General features: G+C 58.0%; 12 protein-coding genes and 1 pseudogene. 4 read left to right on the forward strand and 9 right to left on the reverse strand.

From position 1 onward, the window contains the following. Window positions 1-1,003, reverse strand: a pseudogene (locus ACTJK5_RS08870) (ice nucleation-like protein); the annotation flags it as partial. A 1,326-nt stretch (window positions 1,004-2,329) separates the two neighbouring features. Next, complete coding sequence (locus ACTJK5_RS08875) at window positions 2,330-4,363, reverse strand: methyl-accepting chemotaxis protein (protein ID WP_440612192.1); 2,034 nt, start codon at window positions 4,361-4,363, stop codon at window positions 2,330-2,332. Window positions 4,364-4,617: 254 nt separating this feature from the next. Between ACTJK5_RS08875 and ACTJK5_RS08880 the strand changes: the two genes are divergently transcribed. Next, window positions 4,618-5,370 (forward strand): TlyA family RNA methyltransferase, encoded by a 753-nt coding sequence (locus ACTJK5_RS08880; RefSeq protein ID WP_113178372.1) that lies wholly within the window; start codon window positions 4,618-4,620, stop codon window positions 5,368-5,370. Further along, window positions 5,367-6,617 carry a class I SAM-dependent RNA methyltransferase gene (locus tag ACTJK5_RS08885; RefSeq protein ID WP_113178374.1) on the forward strand — a complete coding sequence of 417 codons (1,251 nt, stop codon included), beginning with the start codon at window positions 5,367-5,369 and terminating at the stop codon, window positions 6,615-6,617. The genes ACTJK5_RS08880 and ACTJK5_RS08885 overlap by 4 nt, the downstream gene beginning before the upstream one ends. Before the next feature lie 6 nt (window positions 6,618-6,623). On the opposite strand, the gene ACTJK5_RS08890 is transcribed toward ACTJK5_RS08885, so the two are convergent. The 3 genes from ACTJK5_RS08890 to ACTJK5_RS08900 form a co-directional block, all read right to left on the reverse strand. Then, window positions 6,624-6,953, reverse strand: coding sequence for a hypothetical protein (locus tag ACTJK5_RS08890; protein ID WP_440612193.1), 330 nt, complete (start codon window positions 6,951-6,953; stop codon window positions 6,624-6,626). Between the two features lie 87 nt (window positions 6,954-7,040). Beyond that, window positions 7,041-7,799 (reverse strand): crotonase/enoyl-CoA hydratase family protein, encoded by a 759-nt coding sequence (locus ACTJK5_RS08895; protein ID WP_440612194.1) that lies wholly within the window; start codon window positions 7,797-7,799, stop codon window positions 7,041-7,043. An 11-nt stretch (window positions 7,800-7,810) separates the two neighbouring features. After that, window positions 7,811-9,595, reverse strand: coding sequence for an acyl-CoA dehydrogenase (locus tag ACTJK5_RS08900; RefSeq protein WP_440612195.1), 1,785 nt, complete (start codon window positions 9,593-9,595; stop codon window positions 7,811-7,813). A 395-nt stretch (window positions 9,596-9,990) separates the two neighbouring features. Between ACTJK5_RS08900 and ACTJK5_RS08905 the strand changes: the two genes are divergently transcribed. After that, window positions 9,991-10,986 (forward strand): transporter, encoded by a 996-nt coding sequence (locus ACTJK5_RS08905; protein ID WP_440612196.1) that lies wholly within the window; start codon window positions 9,991-9,993, stop codon window positions 10,984-10,986. A 194-nt stretch (window positions 10,987-11,180) separates the two neighbouring features. Here the strand turns inward: ACTJK5_RS08905 and ACTJK5_RS08910 are convergent, their stop codons facing one another. The 4 genes from ACTJK5_RS08910 to ACTJK5_RS08925 form a co-directional block, all read right to left on the reverse strand. Further along, a complete protein-coding gene (locus ACTJK5_RS08910; protein ID WP_062425922.1) occupies window positions 11,181-11,684 on the reverse strand; it encodes a BA14K family protein in 504 nt (167 codons plus the stop codon). Window positions 11,685-11,905: 221 nt separating this feature from the next. Further along, complete coding sequence (locus ACTJK5_RS08915) at window positions 11,906-12,376, reverse strand: BA14K family protein (RefSeq protein ID WP_440612197.1); 471 nt, start codon at window positions 12,374-12,376, stop codon at window positions 11,906-11,908. Between the two features lie 183 nt (window positions 12,377-12,559). Then, window positions 12,560-13,636, reverse strand: coding sequence for a hybrid-cluster NAD(P)-dependent oxidoreductase (locus tag ACTJK5_RS08920; protein WP_082479198.1), 1,077 nt, complete (start codon window positions 13,634-13,636; stop codon window positions 12,560-12,562). Between the two features lie 11 nt (window positions 13,637-13,647). Then, on the reverse strand, window positions 13,648-14,892 hold the full coding sequence (locus tag ACTJK5_RS08925) for an aromatic ring-hydroxylating oxygenase subunit alpha (protein ID WP_062425925.1): 1,245 nt from the start codon (window positions 14,890-14,892) through the stop codon (window positions 13,648-13,650). A gap of 323 nt (window positions 14,893-15,215) precedes the next feature. On the opposite strand from ACTJK5_RS08925, the gene ACTJK5_RS08930 reads away from it, so the two are divergent. Further along, window positions 15,216-15,830, forward strand: a complete 615-nt coding sequence (locus ACTJK5_RS08930; RefSeq protein WP_440612198.1) for a DUF6656 family protein — start codon at window positions 15,216-15,218, stop codon at window positions 15,828-15,830. The last annotated feature ends 62 nt before the right edge of the window (window positions 15,831-15,892 follow it).

Genomic DNA, 15,892 nt, shown 5'->3' on the forward strand with positions numbered 1-15,892 from the left:
CGCTGATGGCCTTGACTTCATCGCTGGAGAAGGTGTTGAGCGCATCAGACGACAGAGCGTTCAGCTGAGAGGTAGACATGACGGCAATCTGCGCCTTGTTCAGTGCTGCTGCGTTCGTGCTGCTCAAGTTGGTCAAAGCCGCTGCAGAAAGGCCGGAAATTGCCTTGGCGTTGATTGACGCAACCTCTCCGGTGGAGAAGAGAGCGAGTTCGGCGCTATCAAGCGTTGCCAGTTGGGCAGAGCTCAAGCTGGCGATCTGAGCCGAGTTCAGCGCTTCGACCTGGTTGGTCGTCATCGCTGCAAACTGCGTCGTGGTCAGGGCTGCTGCCTGTGTCGCGCTGAGGTTTGCGATGTTGCCCGTGGTCAACTTGCCGACCGTGATGCCTGCAAGCGCCTTGGCGCTGATAGCCTTGACTTCATCGCTGGAGAAGGTGTTGAGCGCGTCGGATGACAGAGCGTTCAGCTGTGTCGAAGACATGACTGCGATCTGTGCCTTGGTCAGTGCGGCTGCACTTGTGCTGCTCAGGTTGGTCAGAGCCGCGGCAGAAAGGCCGGCGATCGCCTGGGTGCTGATAGCAGCGATCTCATCGGTGCTGAAGAGAGCCAGCTCTGCGCTGTTGATTGTCGCGACCTGAGCCGAACTCATGCTGGCGATCTGGGTGGCGTTCAGCGCCTGGATCTGGCTGGTCGATAATCCTTCGATCTGGGTGGTGCTCAGTGCAACGACCTGTGCCGCGCTAAAGCCGGTGACTTGAGCGGTGCTCAGCGCTCCCAGCTGGCTCAGCGTGAGGCCCTTGACGGCGGGAGCCGAAATGGCGCGGACGTCATCGGAGCTCAGAAGGGCGACATTGGCAGTCGTGAGCGATCCGACTTGAGCGGAGCTCAGCGCCTTGATCTTGGTGGCGTCGAGCGCATTCACGTCTTCCGAGGTCAAGCTCGCGATCGTCGATGTGGAAAGCTTTGAGATCTGCGTAGCAGACAAGGATGAGATAATGGAGGTCATGAACGTGTCCCTTACCGAATGGCGACTGGTCGCGCCTATCTGCCGCCTGACACTGTCCCCACCGACAGCAATCCGACACGCGCAAATAAAGCGAAATTGTTGAGAACATGGCTCATGTGAACCTGCGTAGGAACCGCATCATGCAATTCGAGCTGGAGAAGCTCGGATTTTCCACGCTAGCTATTGCGAATGCCGCTAATAAACGATGCCGCTTGAATAACTGACTATGGCTATTTCGTAGCAGGCAAACCTTTAAAACCGGGTTAACGCCCGGCCTCCTCGCGGACACTTATTCTTCAATTTCATGTATTTTTGAGAGAAATTAGGAGGATATAATGTACCATTTTTTTTGAAGATTCGACTCAACTACAGGTTAAAAACATATATATGCGATTTATCTAAAAGGTATTGGTCGCCTTCACCCACTATATTTCACATCAAGAAGCGAAAAAATCCAGTAACATTTGCATCCCAATAAAAGAAAGGTAATTTTAATCTGATGTTTTTTGATCAGAGCAGCGTCGACGTCTTGGATGGATGGGATAGTGAATAGCGACAGAAACTGGTCGTTTTTTTCTTCTTCCTCGAAGATATCGAATGAATAGGTCCCGCTAGCGCCGCAAGTTATAAGTTTAACCATGTGACAAAGCGCAAATTACGGGCTATCTTTATAGCGCTACTCTGCGTTTTCGGCATGAGAGCATCATACAGCCCGTATTTCGAACATCGTGGAGAGTATCGTTTTTAACTCGCCGTCTAGTAATTGTTCGCGCACCGGCTCAATAGAGCAATTGCTCCACGACAACGATGATCCTCTTCACTCTGCAAGACAGTCCGGACACACGTAGCGACCACTCGCTGTCACTGAGTGCGCAATTCTCCGACGTGCAAGCACTGCCGAGCGCAAGACGACTGAAGGCTCGGACGCTATTTGCCTGAGAGGCGGCGGCACCCTTGCTCCGTCACAAAGACGCAAACAGGAGAGGCTTGGAAAGACATGCCGCAGAGACTGCGGATAGTATCGTCTTGAGCAGCATGGAAGACGGCTTTTGGGGGAACTGTTCTTTGAGACCTTGATCGGTCATTTCAGCAGGGCTTAGACGGACTTGTACCATCAAGCCTTGCGACAAGTGAGGGGGCGGAACCGTGTCCGCCCCTAGATAGACGATTTGGATAGCCGGTTTCGGGTGCAAGAACCACTCGCCCTCACATCCAAGTCAGCCTAAAGCGTAGGCCCGAAAATCGGAATCGATTTTCAGAAAGCACGATGCGTAGATCAGAGAAGACAGAGCGCCACTCGTTACTTAGGAGTAGCGCGCCCTATTCTTAAAACTCTTCCCAGTTCTGTTCGCTTGCCTTCAAGGCAGGTGTCTCAGCTGGCGCCCCAAATGCTTTTGCAAGCGTGTTACCAAGTGCGCGTGCAGGCGACGCGACCGGGCGGGCCGTTGGCTTGACTGCCGCTGGTGTAAAGCTTGGCTTCGTCGAATAGACGGGTTTTGCTGCAGCCGCGGGCGCTGCGCGTGGCGCAGTCGGAGCCGGACTTGATGTAAAGGACGCAACGCGTGTAGCCGCACCTGCGCCCAGATTGAACTGGCCGATCAGGCTTGTGAGGGCTTCGGCCTCGCGGGCGAGCGAGTGGCTTGCGGCCGTCTGCTGTTCGACCATGGCTGCGTTTTGCTGCGTCCCCTGATCCATGGTGTTGACGGCGGTGTTGATTTCCTGCAGGCCGGTCGACTGTTCGCGCGAGGCGGTGACGATCGCGCTCACATGGGTGTTGATCTCTTCCACCTCGGCGACGATCATCTGCAGCGCCTTGCCGGTTTCGCCGACGAGGCCCACGCCATTTTCAACATGCTTGCTGGAGTTGCTGATCAGCGACTTGATTTCCTTCGCTGCATTGGCGGAGCGCTGGGCCAATTCACGCACTTCCTGAGCGACGACGGCAAAGCCCTTGCCTGCCTCGCCCGCACGCGCTGCTTCCACACCCGCATTCAGTGCGAGCAGGTTCGTCTGGAAGGCGATGTCATCAATGACGCCGATGATGTTGGTGATTTCGCCGGAGGATTTTTCGATCTCCTGCATGGCGGCCACGGCGCGGCGCACGACTGCACCGGATTGTTCGGCACCGGCACGGGCGCGCTGCACGAGAGCGCCGGCCTCTTCGGCACCCTTGGCGCTGTCGCGAACCGTCGTGGTCACTTCTTCCAGCGCCGCAGCGGTCTCTTCAACGGAGGCAGCCTGCTGTTCGGTGCGGCGCGACAGGTCGTCGGCTGCAGACAGCATTTCAGCGGCACCGGCATGGATTGCGGCAGCATTCTCGCCGACCTTGCGCAATGTCTGCTGCAGGCTGTCGAGCGACGTGTTGAAGTTCAAACGAAGCGGCTCGATAAACGGTGTGAATGGCTTTTCTATACGATAGTCGAGATTACCGTCGGCCAGTGCCTGGAGACCCTTGGCAAGTTCTTCACGAGCAAAAACCTGTTCCGCTTCGGCGCGCTCTTTCTCAGCCTCGTTACGCAGACGATCGGCTTCAGTCGCGGAGCGCATGCGATCTGTTTCACCCGCCAGGCGCTGCTTTTCGATAGCGGCATCCTTGAAGACCAGAACAGCCTTTGCCATTTTCCCGACTTCGTCACCGCGATCCAGGGCGGGAACATCGACATTGTTATCGCCGTTTGCCAGACGGCCCATGGCATCCGTCATGCCGACGATGGGCGTGACGATGGCGCGTGATAGCGCCCAGATCAGCAGCACTGAAACGAGGCCCGCCCCAGCGCCACCGCCGAGCAGTGCATATTGCAGATTGGCCTGGGCGCTTTGCTGAGCCGCGATCTCCGACTTGGTCAGCGCGTTGAGCTGTTCCTTGATCTTTTCGGCTGCAGCGCGGAAGCCATCGACCTGACCCTTGGCCTGGTTGCGGCCGATTTCGATGATTTCGGAAACCGGTGCTTCCGTCGTCTTGCGGGCTGCCATCTGCGGCTCTGCCAGCTGCTTGTAAAAGACGGTGGCGGTCGCTTCCATCTCATCGATGGATTTCAGAATCTCGGGTTGGTCGGCAGCGTATCCGCGTGCCTCCTTCAATTTTGCGAGCATCACGTCGCGCTGGGCAAACACATCCTTGTAGGTGCTGTCGCTACGGAACAGAAGAAAGCCGCGCTGATTGACGACCTGCTCGAGCATGGCTGCCTTCGCCTCGTCCACCGTCTGCATGAGTTGCGCTGTACGGGTTTGCGTTTCGGACAGCTGCTGTGCGTCCAGAGTCTGAAAAAAGACAACTGCCGAGGCCACAAGGCACACACCCATCAAGGCGACGAAGGTCATGATCAGCTTGATATTGATAGGCAAATTTTTGAGAAACATCGACAACTCTTTTTCGACACGGGACCGCGCATCAATCATCAGAGCGCGAACCAGAAATTTTCCGGCCTAACCTTCATGTCAGCGACGGGATTTTCAGCTTCGCAAATTGCTGCAAAGCGGTTGATTTTTACTTAAATACGATGGTTCTAAAAAAACAAACCCAGGCAGTATTGCGTAGGGTAAACGAAGTCTTCCTCAGCAGCGGGCCACAAACCGCTTGCGCTGCGCCCGATTGGCCGTCATTGACACTCTCCATGACCAAAACATCCGAAAATCAACGCCTGGACCAGCTACTGGTCGCCAAGGGCCTGTTTGCCAGTCGCTCCCGCGCGCGCGATGCCGTATCGCGCGGCACCGTCAGCGTGAATGGCAAGATCGTCACCAAGCCGAGCCTCTGCTTTGCCGAGAGCGCGGTTATCGCGATCGACGATCCGGCGCAGGATTATGTATCACGCGCCGCCCTAAAGCTCGTCGCAGCACTCGATCACTTCACGTTGGATCCGAAGGGCCATGAATGCCTGGATGTGGGCGCCTCTACCGGCGGCTTTACGGAGGTGCTGCTGGAACGCGGTGCGGACCATGTGACTGCAATCGATGTGGGTCATGGACAGATCCATCCGCGGGTGGAGAACAATCCGCGCGTGACCAGCATCGAAGGGCTGAATGCGCGGTTTTTGACGCAAGACGATATTGACGGCCGCGAGATCAGCTTCATCGTCTCGGATGTCTCCTTCATTTCATTGAAACTTGCACTTGCGCCGGCGCTCGATCTGGCGACGAGCGGCGCGTTCGCCGTTCTTCTCGTCAAGCCGCAGTTCGAAGCCGGCCGGGATGCGATCAGCAAGGCAGGCCTGTTGAAAGAGCCGGACACTGCTCCGCAGGTTGCCGCAGAGCTCGAGCGCTGGCTCGCCGAAGACATTGGCTGGGAAAGCCTTGGCCTCATCCCCTCCCCCATCGCAGGTGGGGATGGCAATGTAGAATTCCTTCTCGGAGGCAGAAAGCCATGAGCACGCAGACCGTCAAGATCCAGAGCCTCGGCGCGCAGGGCGATGGCATCGCGCACTGTCCAGAGGGCACGGTCTATGTGCCTTTTACGCTTCCAGGAGAAACGGTCGCGATTGCCCGGGTGAAGGACCAGGGCACCATCATGTCGATTACGGAAGCATCGCCGGATCGGCGCGAGCCTGCCTGTCGCCATTTCGGACCGGATGGCAAGAACGGCACGTGCGGCGGCTGTTCGTTGCAACATGTGCAAGACGAGCCCTACCACGACTTCAAACGGAATCTCGTCGTTGCTGCCCTCCGATCGAAGGGTCTGGATGTGGAGGTCGATCCGCTGGTGATCTGCCGGCCAGGTGAGCGACGTCGCGTTGTCTTCACCGCGCGCAAAACCGAAAAGGGACTTCTTCTCGGCTTCAGCCAGGCCAACAGTCACCACATCGTTGCGATTGAGGAATGTCCCATCGCAGCCCCGGCCATCGTGTCGAGGCTCGACGCGATCCGTGCGATCGGCTTGCCACTGGCATCCAACGCTGAGCCATTCCGCATCACAGTGATGGAGACGCTTTCGGGGCTCGATATTGCGGTGGACGGCATCAAGTCCGTCAATGACAAACAGCGCCGTGCGCTAACGGAAACGGTTCTTTCCATGCGCGGCATCGCCCGCGTATCGCTCTCCGGCGAAATTCTCATCGAACCGCAAAAGCCGGTGATCGAATTCGGCAGCGTCAAGGTCGCCCCTCCCGCCGGCAGCTTTGTCCAGGCCACGAAGGTGGCGGAAGAGGCCATGGCCGATCGCGTCGTGGCGCATGTGGGCAAATCGAAGCGGATCGCCGATCTGTTCTGCGGCACCGGCACCTTCACGTTGAGACTGGCGCGTGTCGGCAAGGTGCATGGCGTGGAAGCGGAAGACAAGCCGTTGAAGTCGCTCGATTTTGCCGCGCGCAACACACCCGGCTTGAAGCCGGTCACCATCGAGCGGCGCGACCTGTTCCGTCATCCCCTGATCGCCAAGGAACTGAAGCTTTACGACGCCGTCGTCTTCGATCCGCCACGAGCGGGTGCGGAAGCGCAATGCAAGGAACTTGCCCGCAGCACGGTCAAGAAGATCGTTGCCGTCAGCTGCAATCCGCTGTCCTTCGCGCGCGACCTCTCCATCCTGGTCGAAGGCGGCTATCGCATCACAAGCGTGACGCCGATCGACCAGTTCCTCTGGTCGCCGCATGTCGAGGCGGTCGCGACGCTGGAAAAGTAACGCGCTTTACCACGCCGTATCGATACTGCCGCTGCCGACGACGCCGGAGCAGCGGCAACGGCCACCGACACGGCCCTGCTGAACCGGGCAGACATAGGGGCGTGAACGCTCGGCACTGTCCGGCGGCGTGATGACGCAGACGAAACGCGGCTGGCGGCGATCCCACCCGTTATTCTGATTCTGATTGCTGCGTGGCGAGCTGCTATTTAAATCCTGCACCTGCACGACATCACTGTCTCTTGGGGACGACATCATCGGCGAGGACAGCATCCCGGCATCCGCGACGCCGGACAGCGACAGTATAGCAATCATTGCAAGAGCGGTTTTGCGCATCATGGCGGCCTTCTCCCAAGTAAAGATGTCGATCGAGTAAGCGGAAACACTTCCCGTTCCGTAAAGACCGACACCTTCTTCTCAAGAGACTTAACGGCGCATGAATGCCTCAAAGGCAGCGCGTGCCTCACTACTCTGAAGCTGAGCGGCGAAGTGAACGATCTCCTCGTCGATCCGGGCTCGGATCGCATCGACATCGCCACGCACCAGATCACGCGCAATCTTCAGCGCCTGCGGTGGCTTCGACGCCAGGTTGGCGGCAATCTTCAAGGTTTCCGCCTCGACATCCGCCTCGGGAACGACCTTCCAGATCAGGCCCGCCGCCATAGCCTGCTCGGCCGAGACGCCTTCACCTGCCGCCAAAAGCGCGAATGCCCGCTGGTGGCCGGCAATGCGCGGCACGAGAAGGCTGGAGGCGGCCTCCGGCACAAGTGCCAGATCGACGAAGGGCGTCTTGAACAGGCTTCGGCTGGAGGCGACCGTCAGATCGCAATGCAGGTTCAGCGTCGTGCCGATACCGATGGCCAGGCCATCGACGCCAGAGACGATGGGCTTTTCCACGCTGACCAGCGTGTGCAGGAAATCGGCTGCGGCGAGCCGTCCCTTGCCACCAGACATGGCGAATCCAAGGAAATCAGCCATGTCATTGCCGGCGGAGAAGCATCCCGGCGTGCCGAGAAAGACGATTGCGCGGATGTCTTCATCCGCATCGGCGGCCTTCAACGCCTCGATCATGCTGCGATACATCGCATCGGTGATGGCGTTCTTCTTGTCCGGCCGATTGAAGCGGATGACCTGCACGCCAGCTGCGACCTGAGGCCGCTCGAGAAGGATATGATCTTCGGACATCGATACTTCCTTCACCCAAGAACGACGCGTGCGGCTTCGAGGCTCGCGGCACCCGAGACAACGCGATCCTTTAACGCAGCCGTTTCTGCCAAAAGATTTTCCGCAGCGAAACGGCAAAGCGAGGTACGCTTGGTACCCTGCCCGTCTTCAACGGCTGCAAGCGCGCCCTTGGCCAGATAGACGCCCGTCAATGCAAGACCGAACAGCCTTTGGTAGGGTGTCGCACCTGCCAGCACGGCGCCTGCCTCTCCCTTGGCCTGGGCGTCCAGCAGCCAGTCGGTGGCAGCCTCAAGATCGGCGATGCTCTGGTCGAGGTAGCGTGCGGTTTCGCCCAGTTCCGGCTTGTTCGATGCACGAACGTCTTCGGCAATGGCCTTCAACTCTTCGATAAAGCCGCGAACGTGGTGGCCTTCGGAGAGTGGAAGCTTGCGCATGACGAGGTCGATGGCCTGAATGCCGTTGGTGCCCTCATAAATCGGTGCAATGCGGGCGTCACGCAGATAGCGGGCCGCGCCCGTTTCCTCAATGAAGCCCATGCCGCCATGGACCTGGATGCCGAGCGAGGCAACGTCCACACCGGCATCGGTGGAGAAGGACTTTGCAATTGGCGTCAAAAGCGCCGCACGCTCCTGCCAGAACTTCTGAGTGCCTGCATCGCTTTCCGCATGGCTCATGTCGATCGCGTGGGCGCAGGCGAAGCTGATGGCGCGCGAGCCTTGCGTCAGTGCCTTCATGGTCAGCAGCGTTCTGGCAATATCCGGATGCTCGATAATCGGGCTCATGCCCGTTGCCGTCGTTCCGGGCGCCTTACCCTGGGTCCGCTCTTTGGCGTATTGGATCGCCTTCTGGGTTGCGGCTTCGCAAATCGCCACGCCCTGCATGCCGACGGCCAGGCGGGCATTATTCATCATGGTGAACATGCAGGCGAGACCCTTGTTCTCTTCGCCCACGAGCCAGCCGATCGCCCCTTTCTCCTGACCGTAGCGGCCATCGCCGAAGATCATCGTGCAGGTCGGCGAACCATGAATGCCAAGCTTGTGCTCCAGCGCATGGCAGAACAAATCGTTGCGCTCACCCGGATTGCCGGCAGCGTCGGGCAAGAACTTCGGCACGAGGAAGAGCGAAATGCCCCTCGTTCCAGCTGGCGCATCCGGCAGACGGGCCAACACAAGGTGGATGATGTTTTCGGCGGCGTCGTGTTCGCCCCAGGTGATGTAGATCTTCTGGCCGAAAATGCGGTAGGTACCGTCGTCGGCCCGTTCGGCCCTGGTCTTGAGTGCGGCGAGATCGGAGCCCGCCTGTGGCTCGGTCAGGTTCATGGTACCTGTCCATTTGCCGCTGACGAGATTTTCGAGGTAGACGGCCTTCAGCGCGTCGCTGCCATGGGCGGTGATGGCTTCGATCGCACCCATCGTCAGCGTCGGGCAGAGCGCAAACGCCATGGAGCCGGAGTTCCACATTTCGAGCGCCGCAACGTTGAGCATATGGGGCAGACCCTGCCCGCCAAATTCCTCTGGCGCCGTCAGGCCGTTCCAGCCGCCTTCGGCCCAGCGATGATAGAGACCGGCCCATCCATCGGGCGTACGAACCTCACCGTCCACCATGCGCGAGCCCTGGCGGTCGCCGATTTCGGCCAGCGGGGCAACCTCTTCAGTGGCGAAACGCCCTGCCTCATGGAGAATGGCATCGACGAGATCTTCATCGAGATCACCGAGCGCACCGCTCTGAAGAGCATCACCCAGCCCTGCAACGTGTTTCAACGTAAAAGCGATATCGTCTACCGGCGCGGTATACATCCTGCCTCCTCCCGAAGCGTCTGCCTACAATGCAATGTCCTTACGGGCTAATTGATTTTTACGTAAACGTCAATTTGAAATTTCGCGGGGATGACGTGTTCTTCAGAGCCTGCGAAGGACGTTCCATCTCTTCGACTCACGCCTAACGCGTGTCGCGATCTTTCAGAATCGCTCATACACTTCAGGTCCTTGTTGTCGCATCTCGTCACCGCAAAACCGGCGCGCACTTTTGCTTGAACCAAGCTGTAGGCCCGAGAAACGAGTCCGATTTTCAGGCCTATCGGTCGGCAAGATCACCCTTGTTATGAAACTGTCATAAAACTCTGATCTGCATGTCCGACCCTTCGAGCAGCATGGCCTCTGGCGTACTCAGGCCCGCCTTTCAGGAACGCGACATGGATATACAGTACCCAGCCATTCCCGGCCTCGTCTGGGCCTATCGCTTCGAGCCAGGGAGCCAGCTCTGTACACGCCTCGCACCAACCACCCAGTGGAGCGACATGGAAAGCAGCGAAGGCTTCTTCTGGCTGCATCTCAACCTGGCGGACACGCGGGTGGTTGCGTTTTTGGACTCTATTCCCGGTTTCGACGAGAACATTCGCGCGATCCTGACGACACATGAGACGCACCCCTCCATCACCGTCGATGAGGGCGCGCTCTACGGTACGCTGGTGGATTTTCAGCGCGAGTTCGATCAGGAAACCCGCGATCTGGGCTGGCTGCATTTTGCTCTGACGGATCGCTTCGTCATCACCACACGGCTTCAGCCGCTGCGGTCGGTGGATCGGCTGCGTGCTGCCATCGACAAGAACCCGAAGCGCTTCAGCACGCCGTCGCACATCTTCGAGGGACTGGTGGCCGAGTTTCAGCGCAGCCTGATCAACCTGGTGATGGAGACGACGGAAGAACTCAACGCCATCGAGGATTACGTCTACGCCGCTGCCCCGCGCGACGAGCGGAGAAGGCTGGCACCCGTCCGTCGCACCGTCGTGCGACTGCATCGTCATCTTCGAACCGTGCTGACATTGATGCGGCGCGCCTCAGCCGCGGATGAGGATGAAATGCCGGCTGGCTTCGAGGAGATTGCCGGACGGCTGACGAGCCGGCTGGAGTCTGTCGACTACGATGTCTATGCGCTTCAGGAGCGAGCCCGTCTGCTGCATGAAGAAATCGACTCCAAGCTTTCGTCGGAGACGAACCGGCATCTCTACATCCTGTCAATCATGACAGCATTTCTATTGCCGCCAACGCTCGTCACAGGCTTTTTCGGCATGAACACCAGCGCCCTACCTTTCATCGATGGCGGAAACGGAACGCTCTATGCAGCGGGTTTTATCGTCGCCTCCAGTCTTCTTGCCTGGTTCCTGCTGCGACGGGTCGGCATCATCTAAAGCAGGGCTCAAGCAAAACTGTGCAGGGGTTTTGCGATGACGACGCGCGATAGAACAAAGAGCTAAAGCGCAGGGAGCAAATCCGAGAAAATCACGATGCGCTTTCGGCGTGGGCGTCTTGTGTCTCTTCGCATATGTAAAGGGCCGCCTAGCAAGTGCGGGACGGCCCTTATAAATTATATATTTTCGTTCAATCAGCGGTACGGCGAATAGCAGGTCTGGCGTGGGCCGTGATAGGGCTGGAACGTGTTGCTGTAGGCGTCATAAGAGCGATAGCGGCCATAGCACCAGTTCACATGCGCCTGGCTCATGCCACCGCGGACGACCGGACGATATTCACGATAGACCGGGCGCGGACGATACTCCGGAACGGGGCGGTAGACTTCGCGCGGCTGAGATAGCGCACCGCCGATGATGGCGCCCGTGGCGAAGGCCGCAAGCGGGAACCAGTAGCCGTTGTGGCGACGATAGCCAGGACGGTAATCGCGGTAGCCGCGGTGGCCGCGATAGTAGCCCGGGCCGTAGTCGCGATAATAGCCGCGGTCGCGCCAATACTGAACGTTGACGATATTGTTGTCCGCCTGAGGTGCAACCGGCGCAGCAGGCACGATGGGCATAGCCTGAGCTGGAACAATAGATCCAACAGCAACAATAGCAGAGAGGCCAGCGGCCAAAGCAGCTTTCATGTAAGTCTTCATCTTACCTTCTCCATTCACATCCGGATACACAAACGGATGGGGTGAACTACGACGATTATTCTCCTGTTTATCCAGTTTTTAACGGCGTGGACTCGCCTTATATTCAAGTTAAGAAATTCAGCCTGAATGCAGCATTAACGAAACGATCACAGATACTTGAACGGGTTACTGCCCCAAGCGACGGAAGGCCCGGCTGAGCCGGGCCATCCAAATCATGCATCTTAGCTGTAGGGCGACACGCACTGCCTGCGCGGGCCGTTGTTCGGCTGATAGCTGTTGTCGTAGGCACGGTAGGACCGCCAGCGGTTGGCGCACCATTGCTGGTGGTTGCTACCGTAAGACGGACGGGCCTGATTGGTGGCACCACCGATGATCGCGCCAGCCGCGAAGGCTGCAAGCGGGAACCAGTAGCCATTGTGATAACGGTAGCCCGGACGACGGTCGCGATAGCCGCGGTGGCCGTTGTAAAATCCCTGGCGGCGGTATTCGCGATGGTTGCGCCAGTCACGACCGTGACGCTGACGCCATTCACGACGGTCGCGCCAGTCGCGATACTGGATGTCTACGACCTGATTCTGACCGGCAACGGGTGCCGGAATGGGTGTGGGAACTTGAAAGGCCTGCGATGGCGTAAAGCTCGTCAGGACCATGACTAGAGCGGTGGCGAGGCTCGTCTTCCGCAAATTCAGCATGAATTTCCTCCGTTTCTCTGCACATTGATGTTGTGCTGTTTTTATATCTTTCGGCAGAAATGCGGAAACGGCCCGCAGTGACACAGCCTCAGACATTTTAGAAACGGGAAAACTACAAACTCGTTCCATGGATCATGGCAATGACTGCCAACTGCAGGAACGAAAAGGTGGGAGGAGGAGGCTTTACGCCTCCACCTTGACGTCAGTCAGCGGCCTCGAGCAGCAGGCCAGAATATAGCCCTCCGCAATATCTTCATCGAGAATACCGCCATTGTGGTTCATCTCGACCTCGCCGGACAGCTTCAGCACGCGGCAGGTGCCGCAGATGCCGGATTCACAGGCCGCACCGATGCGAACGCCGGCCGCTCTTGCAGTCATCAGGACGGTCTGTCCCGGCTGGCATGGCACGTCCTTGCCGGACAGCGTGAAGCCGACCGTCGTCAGCGCCTCGCCATCCGCCTCGATCGCCGTTTCACCAACGGCAACTGGCGGCGCGGCCGGCGCGAAGCTTTCCTGATGATAGCGTGTCATGTCGAAACCGGAGGCTTCGAGCATGGAACTCACCGCCGCCATGAACGGCTCAGGGCCACAGCAAAATACCGTGCGGTCCATGAAGTCGTGAGACAAGAGCGCAATCTTGGCCTTGTCGACGAAGCCCTTCAGGCCCGACCACAGATCGGTGCGACCGCAGGACTCCACGATGAACCCGAGAGACAGGTTCGGCATATAGCGTGCGAGATATTCGAGTTCATGGCGGAACACGATATCGGCGGGTGTGCGCGAGCAGTTGATAAACGAGATATCGCTGTGCGGCGCGCGATCGCACATGTCGCGCACCATCGACATCATCGGCGTGACGCCAGAGCCTGCGGAGATGAACAGATACTTATCGCCCGGATGCTTCACATAAGAAAAGTCACCCAGGGGACCAAGCGCGCGGATCTTCATCCCCGGCTTGAGGTTATCGAACATCCAGCGGGTGCCGATCGAGTTCTTCTGAGCCTTGACCGTGACGGCCACCGCATAGGGACGAGACGGCGTGGAAGACAGCGTGTAGGTCCGAAACAGCGGCTCGGGGCCTACTGGCAGTTCCAGCGTCACGAACTGGCCCGGAATATAGCGAAACCAGTTGGTGTCAGTGGAGCGGAACAGGAACGTCATCACATCCGGCGTTTCGGGGGTAACCGAAATGCATTCCAGCATGTGAAGCTTGTCGCTCCAGGGCTTCATCTCATCGATATGCTTATAGGTCACGGCCATGGTCATCTGCATCAAGCCACTGCGGAAAGCTTCTTCTTGTCGCCGGACAGCCGGTCGATCATGAAGTCTGCATACCAGTTGACGAACTGCATGACGCCGCCTTCGTCCTCCATGGAGTAAGGACCTGGCTCATAGGCGGGCGAGCGAATGCCGAAGGCGTTTTCCTCGACGATCTGGCGATCCTGATCGTTGGTCTCGTTCCAGACATGCGTCAGGTCTTCGAGATTGTAGTCCACGCCTTCCACGGCATCCTTGTGAACAAGCCACTTGGTCGTGACCATGGTTTCCTGTGGGCCAAGCGGCAGCACGCGGAAGGAAATCATGTGGTCGCCGAGGAAGTGGTTCCAAGTCGTCGGGTAATGGAAGAGCAGCAGCGCGCCGATATGGCTGATGGTGACATCGTCAGACAGCGGGCGACGAACCGCAGGCTTGCCGGACATGGTGTAGCTTTCCGCTTCACCAATCAGCGGCATGCGCGCCACGCGGAACTGACCCTTGGGGTCGATCTTGAAACGGCTTGGCAGACCTGCCGCTTCGCAGCGCGCCCAGTGGCCGCCGATTTCAGGGTCGCTTGCGCCGCCATCGGTGCCCGTCACGCTCGGGTTTTCCGGATAGGTGCGGCAAAGCTCGGGGTGGTTGGCCGCGCAATGGTAGCATTCGCGGTTGTTTTCCCAGACGAGCTTCCAGTTACCCTTTTCGATGATGGTGCTTTCATGCGCCACCTTGGCTTCCCACACCCGGTGCGGCTTCATATAGGCTTCGACTTCCGCACGAACCGGCGCGAAATCCATAGGCTGCTCTGCAAGGCAGATGAAGACATAACCGGCAACCGTTTCGCAGGCGACCGGCTTCAGCCCAAAGTTTTCCTTGTTGAAGTCTTCGCCCATGTGGCGGGCAAAAAGGAGCTTGCCATCCAGATCGTAGGTCCACTGGTGGTAAGGACAGACGAGACGGGCCGACTGGCCTTTCTGGCTGGTGCAGACGCGTGAACCGCGGTGACGGCAGGAATTGTGGAATGCGCGGATCGTGCCATCCTTGCCGCGAACGATCACGACAGCATAATTGCCGACCTGAACGGTGAAATACATGCCGGACTTCGGCACTTCACAGTCGTGACCGACGAACAGCCAATCGCGATACCAGATGGTTTCCATGTCGAGCTGGAAGTAATCCTGATCGGTATAAAATGGCTGCTCAAGGCTGAAGCCTTCGCGGCGATTCTTCAATTGGCGCAATACGGTTTCACGCAGTTCCATGGCCATGTCCTCGAGTAATACTGCAGCCGCCCAACAATCCCGGCCGCATGGTGTGATTTGATCTAATCATTGACGCCTTTTTCCAGCACCACATTGCGCGACATTCTGTCCCGCATTGGCGACAAATTGCGACATCGTCCGCAAAAGTACTGCTTTATTTTTTTTGAATTTAAAACAGTGGCTTAGAGGGTAATTCAAACGATTGGTCGTCGCAATAAGACTTCGGCTTCCAGCGCGCTGCAACACACGCCACCGACAGACCGGAAACGCGATATTAACTCTAGTCGGCTAAAAAGCGTATATCTTTCAAAGAGGATATGGCTGTGGAGAAGGAAACTCGTATCCGCTACGTAGACACAAAGTCCGGCAAGGTCGCCCCCCCGACAAGGTCGAAAACCGCGCATTCCGATTTTTTGCGCACCGGGCGCATCGGTCGCTTTGAAGAGACGTTGCCGCAAGGCGGCAAGCGATATCTTAGCCACGAACAGGTCGCGGAGATCACCGCTCGCCGCTTGCAGGATGCCGGCTCCAAGACGCATTCACGACTGAACGGCTTCCACCCCAGCATCCGTTTCCCCAATATGGTCTCTCACAAGCTGATCGACAGCACTCCTCATCTCGGCTACTGCCATGTGACGGCCTCCACCACCCGTTTCGACAAAAGCAGACCGGTCCTATGGTCCTTTTACCTCGCCAATTTCTTTGCGGAACTGTGCGGCGACGAGCATTTCTTCGAAAAGATCGACCAGACCCGGTCGCGGATGTATTTCGCCGTCGCGATGCAGCCGCAAAGTGGCGGCAAGTCCGTGGCGATCGACACATCCATTCATCGCGGCGGCCTGCTGTTCCAGACACAGGACCCGAAAGAAGCCTTGAAGAACGTATTGATATTGGGCACGCGTTCGGAGGAGTTGCGCAAAATCATCCGTGCATTGTGAGGCCCTTGTCCGATCGTTCGAACTCGCCATTTGCGCTATAATCTTTATCGTTTTCGCCTGTC

Origin of the sequence: Agrobacterium sp. 22094 (genome assembly GCF_052046015.1) — a bacterium.
Lineage (GTDB): Bacteria > Pseudomonadota > Alphaproteobacteria > Rhizobiales > Rhizobiaceae > Agrobacterium > Agrobacterium cavarae.